At 73.5% G+C, this 14,123-nt stretch carries 13 protein-coding genes; 10 read left to right on the top strand and 3 right to left on the bottom strand.

Annotation, left to right across the window (positions count from 1 at the left end; all coding sequences use genetic code 11):
- Positions 1-3: 3 nt before the first annotated feature.
- Positions 4-657, bottom strand: coding sequence for an ATP-binding protein (locus tag ACZ38L_RS23360; protein WP_465696671.1), 654 nt, complete (start codon positions 655-657; stop codon positions 4-6).
- Between the two features lie 244 nt (positions 658-901).
- Between ACZ38L_RS23360 and ACZ38L_RS23355 the strand changes: the two genes are divergently transcribed.
- The 9 genes from ACZ38L_RS23355 to ACZ38L_RS23315 all read left to right on the top strand — a co-directional run bounded on the left by ACZ38L_RS23355 (position 902) and on the right by ACZ38L_RS23315 (position 10,546).
- Positions 902-1,693: a hypothetical protein gene (locus ACZ38L_RS23355; protein ID WP_465696669.1), complete on the top strand. Its 792-nt coding sequence runs from the start codon at positions 902-904 to the stop codon at positions 1,691-1,693.
- A gap of 121 nt (positions 1,694-1,814) precedes the next feature.
- Entirely contained in the window at positions 1,815-2,522 is a 708-nt protein-coding gene (locus ACZ38L_RS23350; RefSeq protein ID WP_465696667.1) for a YcnI family copper-binding membrane protein, read from the top strand.
- Between the two features lie 98 nt (positions 2,523-2,620).
- A complete protein-coding gene (locus ACZ38L_RS23345) occupies positions 2,621-3,286 on the top strand; it encodes an SCO family protein (protein WP_465696665.1) in 666 nt (221 codons plus the stop codon).
- On the top strand, positions 3,283-3,753 hold the full coding sequence (locus tag ACZ38L_RS23340) for a copper chaperone PCu(A)C (RefSeq protein WP_465696663.1): 471 nt from the start codon (positions 3,283-3,285) through the stop codon (positions 3,751-3,753). Before ACZ38L_RS23345 ends, ACZ38L_RS23340 begins: the two co-directional genes overlap by 4 nt.
- A gap of 6 nt (positions 3,754-3,759) precedes the next feature.
- Positions 3,760-5,706 (top strand): copper resistance protein CopC, encoded by a 1,947-nt coding sequence (locus ACZ38L_RS23335; RefSeq protein ID WP_465696661.1) that lies wholly within the window; start codon positions 3,760-3,762, stop codon positions 5,704-5,706.
- Positions 5,707-5,715: 9 nt separating this feature from the next.
- A complete protein-coding gene (efeB, locus tag ACZ38L_RS23330) occupies positions 5,716-6,939 on the top strand; it encodes an iron uptake transporter deferrochelatase/peroxidase subunit (protein WP_465696658.1) in 1,224 nt (407 codons plus the stop codon).
- A gap of 90 nt (positions 6,940-7,029) precedes the next feature.
- On the top strand, positions 7,030-7,965 hold the full coding sequence (pheA, locus tag ACZ38L_RS23325) for a prephenate dehydratase (protein WP_396557041.1): 936 nt from the start codon (positions 7,030-7,032) through the stop codon (positions 7,963-7,965).
- 503 nt (positions 7,966-8,468) lie between these two features.
- A complete protein-coding gene (serS, locus tag ACZ38L_RS23320; RefSeq protein WP_465696655.1) occupies positions 8,469-9,743 on the top strand; it encodes a serine--tRNA ligase in 1,275 nt (424 codons plus the stop codon).
- The gene (locus tag ACZ38L_RS23315; RefSeq protein WP_465696653.1) at positions 9,740-10,546 is read left to right on the top strand and encodes an HAD family hydrolase; all 807 of its coding nucleotides are present in this window, start codon (positions 9,740-9,742) and stop codon (positions 10,544-10,546) included. The genes serS and ACZ38L_RS23315 overlap by 4 nt, the downstream gene beginning before the upstream one ends.
- Positions 10,547-10,581: 35 nt before the next feature.
- On the opposite strand, the gene ACZ38L_RS23310 is transcribed toward ACZ38L_RS23315, so the two are convergent.
- Together ACZ38L_RS23310 and ACZ38L_RS23305 are read right to left on the bottom strand one after the other, a co-directional pair.
- Positions 10,582-12,204, bottom strand: a complete 1,623-nt coding sequence (locus ACZ38L_RS23310; RefSeq protein ID WP_465696651.1) for an LCP family protein — start codon at positions 12,202-12,204, stop codon at positions 10,582-10,584.
- Between the two features lie 194 nt (positions 12,205-12,398).
- Positions 12,399-13,232 carry a sulfurtransferase gene (locus ACZ38L_RS23305; protein ID WP_465696649.1) on the bottom strand — a complete coding sequence of 278 codons (834 nt, stop codon included), beginning with the start codon at positions 13,230-13,232 and terminating at the stop codon, positions 12,399-12,401.
- 160 nt (positions 13,233-13,392) lie between these two features.
- Between ACZ38L_RS23305 and ACZ38L_RS23300 the strand changes: the two genes are divergently transcribed.
- Positions 13,393-14,118 (top strand): FadR/GntR family transcriptional regulator, encoded by a 726-nt coding sequence (locus ACZ38L_RS23300; protein ID WP_465696647.1) that lies wholly within the window; start codon positions 13,393-13,395, stop codon positions 14,116-14,118.
- Positions 14,119-14,123: the final 5 nt, after the last annotated feature.

Genomic DNA, 14,123 nt, shown 5'->3' with positions numbered 1-14,123 from the left:
GCCTCAGGAGGCCACCCGGAGCACCGACTCGCCACGCCGTTTGAGCACCTTGTCGAAGCTGACGATCGCACCGCGCAGCGGGTGGTTCCGCAGCTGGACGTGGTCGGTGAGGGCACGGATCAGGAAGAGACCGCGACCGCTCTCGGCGAACGGGTCGGGCGGCGTGTCCAGGTCGGCGAGCCGCGGGCCGGCCGGGAGCGGCCGACCGACCGGCAGCACGTGCGTGTCGTACGGCGCGGGCCGGTCGAAGCCGTGCAGCCGGCGGGCTCCCAGAGCCAGCGCGTGCGCCGGCAGCGAGGCCCGGCCACGGCGCCGGCGCAGGCCGCGGCCGGCCGGCCGGGTCGGCGCCGGCGCGTGCCTGGTCGGCACCAGCCGCGGCACCAGGTGCGGGGCGACCGCCAGACCGGGCCCGGAGTCGATGACCTCGATCCGCAGCAGGTCACCCTCCAGCGCGGCGGTGACCTGGAAGCACTCGTCCGGCCGCCCACCGCCGGCGTGCTCGACCGCGTTGGCGCACGCCTCGGTCAGCGCGACGCCCAGATCGTGGGCGATCTGCGGATCGACCCCGGCACTCTCCATGGTGCCGAGCAGGACGCGCCGGGCCAGCGGAACGCTGGCCAGGTCACGCTTGAGATGCAGAGTCCACCAGATGTCCACGACAGGTCCCTCCTGGCTGCGGCTCCACATACAACTAGGTATTGCCGACCGATCGGGTGGCGAACCGTCCGGCGAGTCCCGGTCCGCCCGTTCGGCGGATGGACTGGGACGGCACGCTGTGCCGAGCGGCGCGCGGGTCCACCCGCACGCCCCTGCGTCCGCGGGCCCCGCCCGGGGGGTGGGAGAGGGTCACCCGTGCCCCCGCCCCGGGCGGCGCGGACCCCGATGAGATGATGGCCCGGCCATGACTGACCGCCATCCCACCCCGCAGCCGGGCACCGCCGACCCGGTGCGCCGGGCCGCCGCGGCCGCCTGGGACCTGCGGCTGCTGCGCGCGGTGCCGTTCGCGCTGGTCTGCAGCGTGATCGCGGCGGCCGGGCACTGCCTGGCGGGCGGCGGCGGGATCGCCCTGAGCACCCTGGCCCTCGGCTTCGCCGCGGTCTGCGCGCTCGCCGCGCTGCTCAGCGGGCGGGAGCGCTCGCTGACCGGGATCGCCGGCTCGCTCGGGATCGGTCAGCTCGGTCTGCACCTGCTCTTCCACAGCACCGGCCAGGCGATGCCCGGCATGACGATGGAGCAGGTCGCGGGCGCCCTGGTCTGCAACGACCACGGGCACGGCGTGCCGCACACGCTGCCGCCCGGCGTCACGCCGCAGCAGCTGATCAGCGCCGCCGGGCTGAACCCGCAGGCCTACCACGCCGCCACCGGCATGCCCTGGTGGCAGTTCGGCCTGACCCCGGCGATGCTGGCCGGTCACCTGCTGGCCGCCGTGGTCGCCGGCTGGTGGCTGCGCCGCGGCGAGGCCGCGCTCTGGCGGCTGGTCCGGCTGGCCGGCACGGTCGCCCGGGCCGGGGCGGCCTCGGTGCGGACGGCGTTCCTGCTGCTCGCCGCGCTGCTGCGGGGCCTGCTCGGGGCGCCGGAGCCGACCGTCCGGGCGGCGCGCCCGGACGCGGGGAGCGCACGGCTGCCGGTGGCGGCCGCACTGCGGCACAGCGTGATCCGTCGGGGTCCGCCGATGGCGGCGTTCGCGCGCTGACCCGCCGTCGCCGAGCCGAGTGCCGGCGCCGGGAGCGGGGGCGCGCGACGCGCACGACGTCGTCATTCCCCCGTCTCCAGGGCACCCGTGTGCCCTGCTCCCGATGGAGATCACCGCACTCATGCGTTCGATTCCTGCCCGCCGCCTGGTCACCACCGCCGCGCTCGCCGCGGGCACCGTGCTGGCCGCCGCCGTCCCCGCCTTCGCGCACGTCACCGTGCAGCCGGGGACCGCGACCCAGGGCGGCTACACCGCCGTCGCCTTCCGGGTGCCGGACGAGAGCGACACCGCGAGCACCACCAAGCTGGAGGTCGACCTCCCCGCCGACCAGCCGATCGCCTCGGTGGCCACGCAGCCGGTGCCGGGCTGGACCGCCGCGCTGGAGAAGAGCCAGCTGTCGACCCCGATCAAGACCGACGACGGCAGCATCACCCAGGCCGTCACCAAGATCACCTGGACCGCCGACGCCGGCGGCGGGATCGCCCCCGGCCAGTTCCAGGAGTTCAAGGTCTCCCTCGGCCCGCTTCCGACCAGCACCGACAAGGTGGTCTTCAAGGCGCTGCAGACCTACAGCGACGGCACCGTGGTCCGCTGGATCGACGAGGCCAAGCCGGGCCAGCCGGAGCCGCAGCACCCGGCCCCGACGCTGACCCTCACCCCCAAGGCCGGCACCGCCTCGGCCGCCCCCGCCGCGCAGAACAGCGCCGCCCCCACGACGGCCAAGTCCACCGACGACACCGCCCGCGCCCTCGGCGTGGCGGGCCTGGTCGTCGGCCTGGCCGGCACCGCGCTCGGCGTGGTCGGCCTGCGCCGCAAGAACGCCTCCTGACCCCCGGCCGCCGGGGCCGTGCGGCGCTCCCGCCCGGCCCCGGCGGGCCTCCAGAGCCCCCAGAGCCCCCGAGCTTCGATCGGACCACCATGCACCTCATGACGTCACGTCGCCGGCCCGCCGTGGTCGCCGCGCTGGCCCTCACCGCCGCCCTCGCACTGTCCGCCTGCTCATCCGCCAACGCCAACAGCAGCGGCTCCGCCGTCGTCCAGCAGCAGGCGGTCAAGTCGCCGTACGAGGGCACCCCGCTGACCAACCCCTTCACCAAGCCCGACCTGGTGCTGCCCGACACCAGCGGCCAGCCGTTCGACCTGCGCCAGCGCACCGACGGGGTCACCACGCTGCTCTTCTTCGGCTACACCGACTGCCCCGACGTGTGCCCGACCACCATGGGCGACATCGGCGTGGCGATGCAGAAGCTGCCGCCGGACGAGCAGAAGAAGATCGACGTGGTCTTCGTCTCCACCGACCCGGCCCGCGACACCCCGACCGTGCTGCGCACCTGGCTGGACTCGTTCGACAAGAACTTCATCGGGCTGACCGGCAACCTGGACGAGGTCAAGGCGGCGGCCAAGTCGCTGGGCATCCTGGTCGAGGACCCGGTCGTCAACAAGGACGGCACGGTCACCTCCTCGCACGGCGCCCAGGTGCTGGCCTTCCTGCCCTCCGACAACAAGGCGCACGTGCTCTACCTGAGCAACAGCTCGATCGACGTCTTCAGCCACGACCTGCCGCTGCTCGCCAAGGGGGTGCCGGCGACGTGACCGGTTTCCGACGAGCCTCGCTGGGCGGAGCGGCGCTGGCCGCCGTACTGGCCGCCGGCGCGGTGGTGGTCGCCTGCGGCGGCTCCGGCCACCCGACCGCGGCCAAGCTCAGCGTCACCGACCCCTACATACCGCTGCCCGCCGGCGACGGCATGGCGGCCGGCTACCTGACGGTGGAGAACCAGGGCGGCAGCCCCGACACGCTGGTCAAGGTGACCAGCCCGGGGGCCAGTTCGATCACCCTGCACAGGTCCACCGACACCACCATGGAGGAGGTCAGCGACCTCCCGGTGCCCGCCAACGGCGAGTTGCAGCTGAGCCGCGGCGGGCTGCACCTCATGATCATGGGATGGCAGCGGAAGCCTGCTGTCGGAGACCAGCTGGAACTCGACCTCACCTTCGCGCACAGCGGCACGATCGCCGTCCAGGTGCCGGTGAAGCCCCTCACCTACCGACCCGGGAGCTGAGAGACCATGCGCAGAGCCAGGGCGGTACTGACCACCGTCGGCGCACTGTTGGTACTGCTGCTCGGCACGGCCGGTCCGGCCGCCGCGCACGCGGCGCTGCTGCAGACCGACCCCGCGCAGAACTCGGTGGTGGCGACCGCGCCGACCGAGGTGACGCTGACCTTCAGCGAGGGGGTCACCCTCTCCTCCGACTCGGTGCGGGTGCTCGACCCGTCCGGGAAGGCCGCGGACACCGGAAACCCGGGGCACGCCGGGGGGAGGGACGACACCGCCCAGGTCGGCCTGCGCGCCGGGCTCGCCAACGGCACCTACACGGTGGCCTGGCGCGTCGTCTCGGCCGACACCCACGTGGTCGGCGGGGCCTTCACCTTCTCGATCGGCGCGCCCTCGGACACCTCGGTCTCCGCCTCGCAGATCCAGGGCGCGCAGGCCGCGCCGGTGGTCTCGGCGCTGTACGGGACCGGACGCGCGGTGGCGTACGGCGCGTACGCACTGCTGGTCGGGGTGGCCGCGTTCGTGCTGCTCTGCTGGCCGCGCGGGGCGGGCGTGCGCGCGGTGCAACGGCTGCTGATGACCGGCTGGGTGGCGCTGCTGACCGCCACCGTCGCGGTGCTGCTGGCCCGCGGGCCGTACGAGAGCGGCGGCGGGCTCGGCAAGATGTTCGATCTGGCGCTGGTGCGCAGCAGCCTGGACGAGCGGCTGGGCACCGCGTTGGCCGCCCGGCTGCTGCTGCTCGCCGCGGCCGGCGTCTTCCTGTCGCTGCTGGTCGGGCAGTTGGGCCAGACCCCGGCCGCCGCGCCGCCGCTGGAGCCCACCGGGGATCCGGAGGAGGACGAACTGCGTCAGCTGGAGCGGCGCGCGGCGGAGCGCCCGCAGCGCGAGGCCCGGCTGGTGCTCGGCGTCGCGGGGCTGCTGCTGGCGCTGGCGCTCGGCGCCACCTGGTCCGCGGCGGACCACGCCGCGGTCGGCATCCAGGTCTGGCTCGCGCTGCCGTTCGACCTGCTGCACCTGCTGGCGATGGCCTGCTGGCTGGGCGGGCTGGTGACGCTGCTGGTCGGACTGCGGCACGGGGCCGGGTCGGCCGAGGTGGACCGCTTCTCCAAGGTGGCCTTCACGTCGGTGGCGGTGCTGGTGGCCACCGGGCTGTACCAGGCCTGGCGGGGGATCGGCTGGTCCTGGCACGCACTGGTGGACACCGAGTACGGGCAGCTGCTGCTGATCAAGGTCGGCTGCGTGGCGGTGATGCTGGCGGCGGCCGGGCTCTCCCGCCGCTGGGCCGCCCGGCTGCGGGCGGCGGGCGGGAGCGACCTGGTGGCGGCGGAGGGTGCCACGGATCCCGTGCCGATGCCGGCCGGCGCCGAGGCGTCCGAGGACCCGCGGCGGCGGGCCCAGTTGGAGCGCCAGCGCGCCGCGCTGGCCAGCGCCAAGGTGCGCCGGGCGCAGGACGGCTCGCCGGTCCGGGCCGGGCTGCGCCGCTCGGTGCTGGTGGAGACCGCGGTCGCCGTGGTGGTGCTGGTGGTGACCACGCTGCTGACCAACCAGGCGCCCGGCCGGGTGGCCGCCGAGGTGGCGGCGAGTTCCGCCCAGGCGCCGTCGGCCGGCTCCGGGCAGCCCGTGCGGCTGATCATCCCCTACAACACCGGCGGCACCGAGGCCGGCGCCAAGGGCACCGCGACGCTGACCCTGGACCCGGCCCGGACCGGCGCCAACCAGGTGGAGCTGGTGATCGCCGACTCCACCGGCAAGCCGGTGGACGTCCCCGAGGTGGACCTCTCCTTCACCCTCCCGGACCGCGACCTCGGTCCCCTGCCGGTGACCCTCAACAAGACCGGCACCGGCACCTGGACCGGGGACCCGCAGCTCCCGCTGACGGGCGAGTGGGTGGCCGCGGTGACGGTCCGCTCCTCGGCCATCGACAACGACATCGAGACCAAATCCGTCAAGATCGGCTGAAACAGGCTCATGACACCCTCCACCAGCGGCGGTTTCTCCCGCCGCGCACTGCTCGGCGGCGCCGGGGCGGGCCTGGTGGCCGGCGCGGCCGGCGGCGCGCTCGGCCATGCCGCGATCGTCCCCGCCCAGGCCAGCGCCCCCAGCCTGGGCGCCGGCCGGATCGACTTCCGGGGCCCACACCAGGCCGGCATCGTCGAGCCGGCGCAGGCCCACGTGCAGCTGGCCGCCTTCGACCTGACCCCCGGCGCGGGCGCGGCCGGCCTCCAGGCACTGCTCAAGCGCTGGTCCGCCACCATCGCCCTGCTGGCGGCGGGCGAGCCGGCCGGCGACGGCGAGAACCAGATCGCCCTGGACGCCGGCCCCTGCTCGCTCACCGTCACGGTCGGCTTCGGCAGCACGCTCTTCGACAGGACCGGGCTGCAGGCCAAGCGCCCCGCCGCGCTGGCCCCGCTGCCGGCCTTCCCCGAGGACGCCCTCGACCCGGCCCGCAGCGACGGCGACCTCTGGCTGCAGATCGGCGCGGACGACGGGCTGGTCGTCTACCACGCGCTGCGGGTGCTCCAGCACCAGGCCGCCGAAGTGGCCACCCCGCGCTGGCAGATGGCCGGCTTCAGCCGCACCCCGGGCGCCACCGCGCGGCCGCGGACCCCGCGCAACCTGATGGGCCAGGTGGACGGCACCAACAACCCCAAGTCCACCGACGCCGACTTCGCGGCGAAGGTCTTCAGCACCGGGCCCGGCTGGATGTCCGGCGGCAGCTACCTGGTGATGCGGCGGATCCGGATGCTGCTGGACGACTGGGACAACATCTCCACCGACCGCCAGGAACGGGTGATCGGGCGGCGCAAGTCGGACGGCGCGCCGCTCTCCGGCGGCACCGAGTTCACCCCGGTCGACCTGACCAAGCAGAACCCGGACGGCTCGCTGGCGATCCCCGCCGACGCGCACATCCGCTCCGCCGCGCCCGCGAGCAACGACGGGGCGGCGATGCTGCGCCGCGGCTTCTCGTACGCGGACGGGATCCGGCCGGACGGCGCGCCGGACGCCGGGCTGCTCTTCCTCGCCTTCCAGGCCGACCCGGCCCGCGGCTTCGTCCCGGTACAGCGCCAACTGTCCCGCGGGGACGGGCTCCAGCGGTTCCTGAAGCACGAGGCGAGCGGGCTGTACGCGGTGCCGCCGGGGGTGCCGGCGGGCGGCGACGGCTACCTCGGGCAGGCCCTGCTGGAGGGCTGACCACAGTCTGGACTCATCCCTCCGGTGGCGGGCCGGAGGGATAGGGTGGCGGGTCTGGCTCTGCTGTGTGGAATCGTCCGGAGGCACGAAATGTCGGCCACCCGCTACACCTACCTCGGGCCCGCGGGCACCTTCACGGAGGCTGCCCTGCACACTCTGCCCGAGGCGGCGACCCGCGAGCTGGTGCCGGTCGGCTCGGTGCCGGCCGCACTGGACGCGGTGCGGGCCGGCGAGGCCGCCGGGGCGTTCGTGCCGATCGAGAACTCGGTGGAGGGCGCGGTCACCGCGACCGCCGACGAACTGGCCACCGGGGCGCCGCTGATGATCTACCGCGAGGTGCTGCTGCCGATCGCCTTCGCGCTGCTGGTCCGGCCCGGCACCACGCTGGCCGACGTCAAGACCGTCACCAGCCACCCGGTGGCCCAGCCGCAGGTCCGCCGCTGGCTGGGCAAGCACCTGCCGGAGGCCCGCTGGGAGTCGGCGGCCTCCAACGCGGACGGCGCCCGACTGGTGCAGGAGGGGCGGTTCGACGGCGCCTTCGCGGGCGAGTTCGCGGCCGCGCTGTACGGGCTGGAGCCGCTGGTCACCGGGATCCACGACGCGGAGAACGCGGCCACCCGGTTCGTGCTGGTCGGCCGGCCGGGCCGGGTTTCCTCGCCGACCGGCGCGGACAAGACCTCGATGGTGGTCTGGCTGCGCGACGACCACCCGGGCGCGCTGCTGGAGCTGCTGCAGGAGTTCGCGGTGCGCGGGGTCAACCTGATGCGGATCGAGTCCCGGCCGACCGGGCAGGGGCTCGGCAACTACTGCTTCTCGTTCGACTGCGAGGGGCACCTGACCGAGCGGCGGGTCGGCGAGGCGTTGATGGGGCTGCGACGGATCTGCCCGCAGGTGCGGTTCCTCGGCTCCTATCCGCGAGCCGACCGCCGGGATCCGGCCGGCCGCCGGCCGGGGACCTCGGACCGGGATTTCGTCGACGCCGCCGACTGGCTGGCGCGCTGCCTGGACGGTCGCGGCGAAGTCTGAATGAAGCCCGAATACCGGCTCGCCTGAACGGACGGTGAACGGCGGCCGGCCATTCGGAATGCCGGTGCGCCCGCGGCCGACCGTCATCCACAGGCCGGGCGGTGAATCCCGTCATCCCCAGCAGGCCCGGTGGCCACGGGTTATCCACAGGCCTGGGGATGAGTCGACAAACCGGCATAGCTACTCACAGGTCCGATCCGATCAGCTGCAAGCCACCAAGAACGGACCAATCACACCAGAGTCACCCTTGTGCCATTAAGTCACCCGATCGAGCGAGAGAATTCGCTCGACTTTGTGGCCCAATCGAGGTTTGAAACCTCGGATTACCGATTTCACACCCAGTGACCGCTGATCACTCCGTCATCCACAGGCAGCCGGCGCGGCCTGTGGACAAGTCGCGGGCAGCACGAGCCGGCGGCAAGTTATCCACAGGACGGCAGTGGTTATCCCCAGGCGCTCAAAGCAGTACGGTCGGCCAGCCCTGCCCCGGTAGGCTGGGCCCCGTGATTGACCTTCGCCTGCTTCGTGAGGACCCTGACCGAGTGCGCGCCTCGCAGCGCGCCCGTGGCGAGGACGTCGACCTGGTCGACGCCCTGCTCGCCGCCGATGAGCGCCGCCGGTCCTCGGGCAGTCGCTTCGACGAACTGCGCAACGAGCAGAAGCTGCTCGGCAAGCAGGTCCCGAAGGCCCAGGGCGAGGAGAAGGCCGCCCTGCTGGAGCGGACCAAGTCGCTGGCCGCCGAGGTGAAGGCCGCCGACGCCGAGCAGACCGCCGCCAAGGAGGAGGCCGAGGCGCTGGTCCGCCGGCTGGCGAACCTGATCGACCCGGACGCCCCGGTCGGTGGCGAGGAGGACTTCGTCACCCTGGAGGAGATCGGCACCCCGCGCGACTTCGCGGCCGAGGGCTTCGAACCCCGGGACCACGTGGAGCTCGGCCAGCTGCTGGGCGCGATCGACACCGAGCGCGGCGCCAAGGTGGCCGGCTCGCGCTCCTACTACCTGACCGGCGTCGGCGCGCTGCTGGAGCTCGCCCTGGTCAACATGGCGATGGCGCAGGCCACCGCGGCCGGCTTCGTCCCGATGATCACGCCGACCCTGGTCAAGCCCGCCGCGATGGACGGCACCGGCTTCCTCGGCCAGGCCGCCGAGAACGTGTACTTCCTGGAGCAGGAGGAGCGCTACCTGGTCGGCACCAGCGAGGTGCCGCTGGCGGCGTACCACATGGACGAGATCCTGGAGGCCGAGCAGCTCCCGCTGCGCTACGCCGGCTTCTCGTCCTGCTTCCGCCGCGAGGCGGGCACCTACGGCAAGGACACCCGCGGCATCATCCGGGTGCACCAGTTCGACAAGGTCGAGATGTTCGTCTACACCACGCCGGAGGAGGCCCAGGCGGAGCACCGCCGGCTGCTCCAGTGGGAGAAGGACTTCCTCGACGCGCTGGAGCTCCCCTACCGGGTGATCGACGTCGCCTCCGGCGACCTCGGCTCCTCGGCCGCCCGCAAGTTCGACATCGAGGCCTGGATCCCGACCCAGGGCAAGTACCGCGAGGTCACCTCGACCTCCAACACCACCGAGTACCAGTCCCGCCGGCTCTCCATCCGGGTGCGCGAGGAGGGCAAGGTCCGCCCGCTGGCCACCCTGAACGGCACCCTGGTCGCCGTGCCGCGGACCATCGTGGCGATCCTGGAGAACCACCAGCAGGCCGACGGCTCGGTCGTCCTGCCGGAGGCGCTGCGTCCCTACCTCGGCGGCCGGACCACGCTGGACCCGGTCAAGTGACCGAGCCGGCGTACCGGCTGGTCGCGACCGACCTGGACGGCACGCTGCTCAGCTCCGCGGAGACGGTCTCCGACCGCACCCGGGCCGCCCTGGCCGCCGCCATGGCGGCCGGGGCGGTGCACATCGTGGTCACCGGCCGGTCGGCGCCCTGGGCCCGGCCGGTCTTCGACGCCATCGGCTACACGGGCCTGGCGGTCTGCGGCCAGGGCGCCCAGGTGTACGACGCCGGCGCGGACAGGCTGCTCACCTCGATGACGCTGGACCGCCGGACCGGCCGGCTGGCCCTGGAGAAGCTGACCGCCGAGCTGGGCCGGCTCGCGGTGGCGGCCAACCAGGACGGGCTGGAGGGCACCGTGCTGGCCCGGCCCGACTACCGGCTGACGGTCGGCGGCGAGCTGCCGGTGGCCCGGGTCGAGACCGAGGACGAGCTGTTCGCCGCACCGATCAGCAAGCTCTACCTCCAGCACCCCGAGTTGGACGACGACGCGCTGGCCGAGACCGCCCGGCGGGTGGTCGGCGGCCTGGTCGGGGTCACCGTGGCCGGCCCGGGCCTGGTCGAACTGCTGCCGCTCGGGCTCTCCAAGGCCACCGGGCTGGCCGTCGCGGCCCGCCGGCTCGGTCTGCGCGGGGCGGACACCATCGCCTTCGGCGACATGCCCAACGACCTGCCGATGTTCCGCTGGGCCCGGTACGCGGTCGCCATGGCGGGCGCGCACCAGGAGGTGCGCGCCGTCGCCGACGAGGTGACCGCGGGCAACGACGAGGACGGCGTGGCCGTGGTGCTGGAACGACTGTACGACTGACGCCCGGTGACGCCCCGTGATGTCCTGGTGGGCCGTCAGCCGCTGTAGCTGACGTTGGCGCACGGGTCGTCGTCCGCCGTCCGACCGCCGTCGGTGATGCTGCTCGGCAGCGGGCCGGGAGCGACGCTGGCGGCGGGCGCCGCACCGCCGTTGGCCGCGGCGAAGTCCTTGCCGAGGACCACGCTCAGGCCGGTCCCGGTGCTCTTCTCCAGCGTCGCGCCCGGGAAGAGCTGGGCCAGCGTCTGGGCGGCCTGCGCATTGCCACTGCCGTACTGGATCACCGTGGTGTCGTGCGTCTGCTCGGCCGCGTTGGCGGTGCCGACCACGGTGAAGTTCGCGTCCTTGAGCTTCGCCGAGGCGGTGACGGTCAGGCCCTTGGTGGTGGTGCCGTTGTAGACGGTCACCCGGGCGCCGGCACCGTTCACGCTGCCCGCGGCGGGCGGCGGGGTGGCCGATGCGGCCGCCGAACCGGACTGCTGGCCACCGCTGGCGTCCTGGCCGTCCAGCGTCTTGTCGGCCTTGAGCGCGGCCCACAGCTTGTCGACGTCCGGGTGCACCCAGGAGACCCGCGGGCCCTCGAACCGCCAGGGCACCGTGATGAACTTGATGTCGTGCAGGTCGATGGACTTCATCGAGAGCGCGAAGGACATCAGCTTGGCGGCCGAGTCCAGCCCCGGGTCGACGGTCAGCGACTTGGTGGCGGCGTCCGCGAGCGGCAGCAGGGTGGTCGGATCCATCCCCCCGCCCTTGACCTTCTTGATCATCGAGGAGAGGAAGGCCTGCTGCCGCTGCATCCGGCCGATGTCCGAGCCGTCGCCTATCCCGTGCCGGACCCGGACGTAGTCCAGCGCCTGCTGGCCGGAGACCTGCTGCACGCCCTGGGCGAAGATCTGCTTGCCCTTGTGGCCGAGGTTGGGGTTGAGGTCACCCTCGTAGACCGCCTTCGGCACGCAGACGTCGACGCCGCCGATCGCGCTGGTCATCGCGGAGAAGCCGGAGAAGTCGACCACCATGGTGTGGTCCACCCGCATCCCGGTGAGGTGCTCGACGGTGTTCTGCGTGCAGGCCGGGTTGCCCTGGTCGGTATTGCCCATCGCGAACGCCGAGTTGAACATCACATTGGTCTGCGTTTTGGTCCACTTGTTGTTGACCAGGCAGGGCGGGATCTCGACCAGCGAGTCGCGCGGGAACGAGATGCCCACAGCGTGCTTGTGATCGGCGTAGACGTGCAGCAGGATCGTGGTGTCCGAGCGGGCGCCGTCGTCACCGCCGCCGCCGAGGTCGACGTTGTTCCCGCCGCGCGAGTCCGAACCGATCAGCAGCACGTTGACCGGCTTGTTGCCGTTGGCGTCGGCGGTGGCCTCCGGCGGGCGGTTGGCACTGATCCCGGCCTTGTCGAAGCTCTTGATGTTGCCGTCGAGCTTGTAGTAGATCGCCCCGCCGCCGGCCGCGACCACCAGCACGACCGCCGCCGAGGTCCAGGCGAGCACCTTCCTGGCGTTGCGCTTCGGGCGCGCATTCCTGCCCTGGGCGCGTCGGGCCCGGGCCCGACCGCCGGGCCGCGGGCCGCCCTGGGCGGGCACGCCCCGCCGCGGGACGTCCCCCGCCCGCCGTCCCCCGGCGCTCTGGCCGGACGTCCCCGCCCTCTGGCCTGACATTCGTAAACCCTTCGCCGGCGGCAGACACGTATGAGCTTCTGCGGAGCATATAAAGAGACCAACACTTGAGTAGTGCGTGGGATCCGCTTTACCTGCCCGGCCGAGCAGTTCAGTGTTATGAGAACACCGCGAATCGACCCACGGTTCCGGTGGCCACCGCCGTAGTTATCAGGATCACAGCCGCCGACGGATGCTCAGCCCGTCACCACCGGCCGCTCGGACGGCAGTCCCCACTCGCTCCACGAGCCGTCGTAGACCGCCAGGTCGCGGTAGCCGGCCAGCTCGGCGCCGAGCGCCAGCACGCAGGCGGTGACCCCGGAGCCGCAGCTGACCACCAGCCGCTCGCGCCCGGCGACCAGGGCACCGAAGCGGGCCCGGAGTTCGTCCGGGGGGAGCATCCGGCCGTCCCGCTGGAGTTCACCGAACGGCAGGTTCACCGCCCCGGGCATGTGCCCACCGCGCAGCCCGGGCCGGGGCTCCGCGGCCTGCCCGGTGAAGCGCTCCCGGGTCCGGGCGTCGAGCACCACCGAGGCGTCGTCGGCCAGCGCCGCCGCCACCGCGCCGTGGTCCACGATCAGCCCCGGGCGCGGCCGGGCCGTGAAGTCGCCGGGGCGCGGCTGCCCGGCCGGGCCGGCGGGCCGCTCCGGCAGACCGGCGGCGAGCCACGCCGGCAGGCCGCCGTCCAGCACGGCGGCCCGGTCGAAGCCCATCGCCCGCAGCATCCACCAGGCTCGGGCACTGGAATAGACACCGGCGGCGTCGTAGGCCACCACCGTGCTGCGGTCGCCCACCCCGAGCGCCCGGAGCTCCCGAGTGAGGGCCTCCGGGTCGGGCATGGTGTGCGGCAGTGGGCTGGCCTGGTCGGAGAGCGCGCCGTCGAGGTCGAAGACCCGGGCCCCGGGGATCCGCCGCTCCGCCCCACGGTACGGACCCACGCTCGCGTCCAGCACCACCAGCTCGGGGTGGCCCAACCGCTCGGCCAGCCAGTCGACGGAAACCAACGGACCGGGGACGGACAGCGGACCCATCTCGCGCCTCTCTTCGGTGACCTGACGCGCCGTGTGACGGCCCAGGCCAGCGTACGGGGTGCGATCCCGGCCACACCGCCCCGAGTGCGGTCGGGTTGTCGGACAACCGGTTGTAGGATGACCGGGCAAGGGAGTCCCCGAACGGAGCGGAGGTGGCGTGATGACCAACGGGAACCTGCACGCCACCGGGCGCCGGTCGCTGGTCGACCTCGCCATCGAGCAGCTCCGCGAGCAGCTGGCCGCCGGGGCCTGGGCCGTCGGGGAACGGATCCCCACCGAGCACGAGCTGGCCGAACAGCTCCAGGTCGGCCGCAACACCGTCCGGGAGGCGATCCGGGTGCTGGTGCACGCCGGGATGCTGGTCTCCCGGCAGGGCGAGGGCACCTTCGTGCGCAGCACCAGCGACCCGGCCTCGGTGCTGCGCGGCGTCCAGCGCTCGGGCGTCCGGGACGTCCTGGAGGTCCGGGCCGCACTGGAGGCCGAGGCCGCCCGGCTGGCGGCCGTCCGGCACACCGCCGAGGACCTGGAGCGGATGCGCGCGGCGCTGGCCCGGGAGGCCGAGGTGATCGCCGCGCACAGCGAGCGGGTCGCCCGTGAGGCCACCGTCGAACACGACCTGGAGTTCCACACCGCCGTGGTCGAGGCCGCCCACAACCCGGCCCTGGCCGAGCTGTACCGCTACTTCAGCGCCTCCGTCCGGGAGGCCATGCACACCGCGTTCGGCGACCACGAGATGCCCGAGGTGGTCGTCGCCACCCACGAGGCCCTGGTCGACGCCATCGAGAGCGGCGACCCCGAGCGGGCCGAGGTGGCCTGTCGCGCCCTGCTGAACGGCCCGACGGCCGCGGTCGAGCAGCTGCTCGCCGAGTTCGCGGCCCGCAAGTAACGCCG

It is taken from the genome of Kitasatospora sp. NPDC024654 (assembly GCF_055559155.1).
This window is presented reverse-complemented; position numbering and strand designations above follow the sequence as displayed.

What these genes read in the sequence shown, in the direction of transcription:
- ACZ38L_RS23355 (WP_465696669.1), top strand. Translation starts at nt 902, where the DNA reads ATGACTGACCGCCATCCCACCCCGCAGCCGGGCACCGCCGACCCGGTG.
- ACZ38L_RS23350 (WP_465696667.1), top strand. Translation starts at nt 1,815, where the DNA reads ATGCGTTCGATTCCTGCCCGCCGCCTGGTCACCACCGCCGCGCTCGCC.
- ACZ38L_RS23345 (WP_465696665.1), top strand. Translation starts at nt 2,621, where the DNA reads ATGACGTCACGTCGCCGGCCCGCCGTGGTCGCCGCGCTGGCCCTCACC.
- ACZ38L_RS23335 (WP_465696661.1), top strand. Translation starts at nt 3,760, where the DNA reads ATGCGCAGAGCCAGGGCGGTACTGACCACCGTCGGCGCACTGTTGGTA.
- efeB (WP_465696658.1), top strand. Translation starts at nt 5,716, where the DNA reads ATGACACCCTCCACCAGCGGCGGTTTCTCCCGCCGCGCACTGCTCGGC.
- pheA (WP_396557041.1), top strand. Translation starts at nt 7,030, where the DNA reads ATGTCGGCCACCCGCTACACCTACCTCGGGCCCGCGGGCACCTTCACG.
- ACZ38L_RS23310 (WP_465696651.1), bottom strand. Translation starts at nt 12,204, where the DNA reads ATGTCAGGCCAGAGGGCGGGGACGTCCGGCCAGAGCGCCGGGGGACGG.
- ACZ38L_RS23305 (WP_465696649.1), bottom strand. Translation starts at nt 13,232, where the DNA reads ATGGGTCCGCTGTCCGTCCCCGGTCCGTTGGTTTCCGTCGACTGGCTG.
- ACZ38L_RS23300 (WP_465696647.1), top strand. Translation starts at nt 13,393, where the DNA reads ATGACCAACGGGAACCTGCACGCCACCGGGCGCCGGTCGCTGGTCGAC.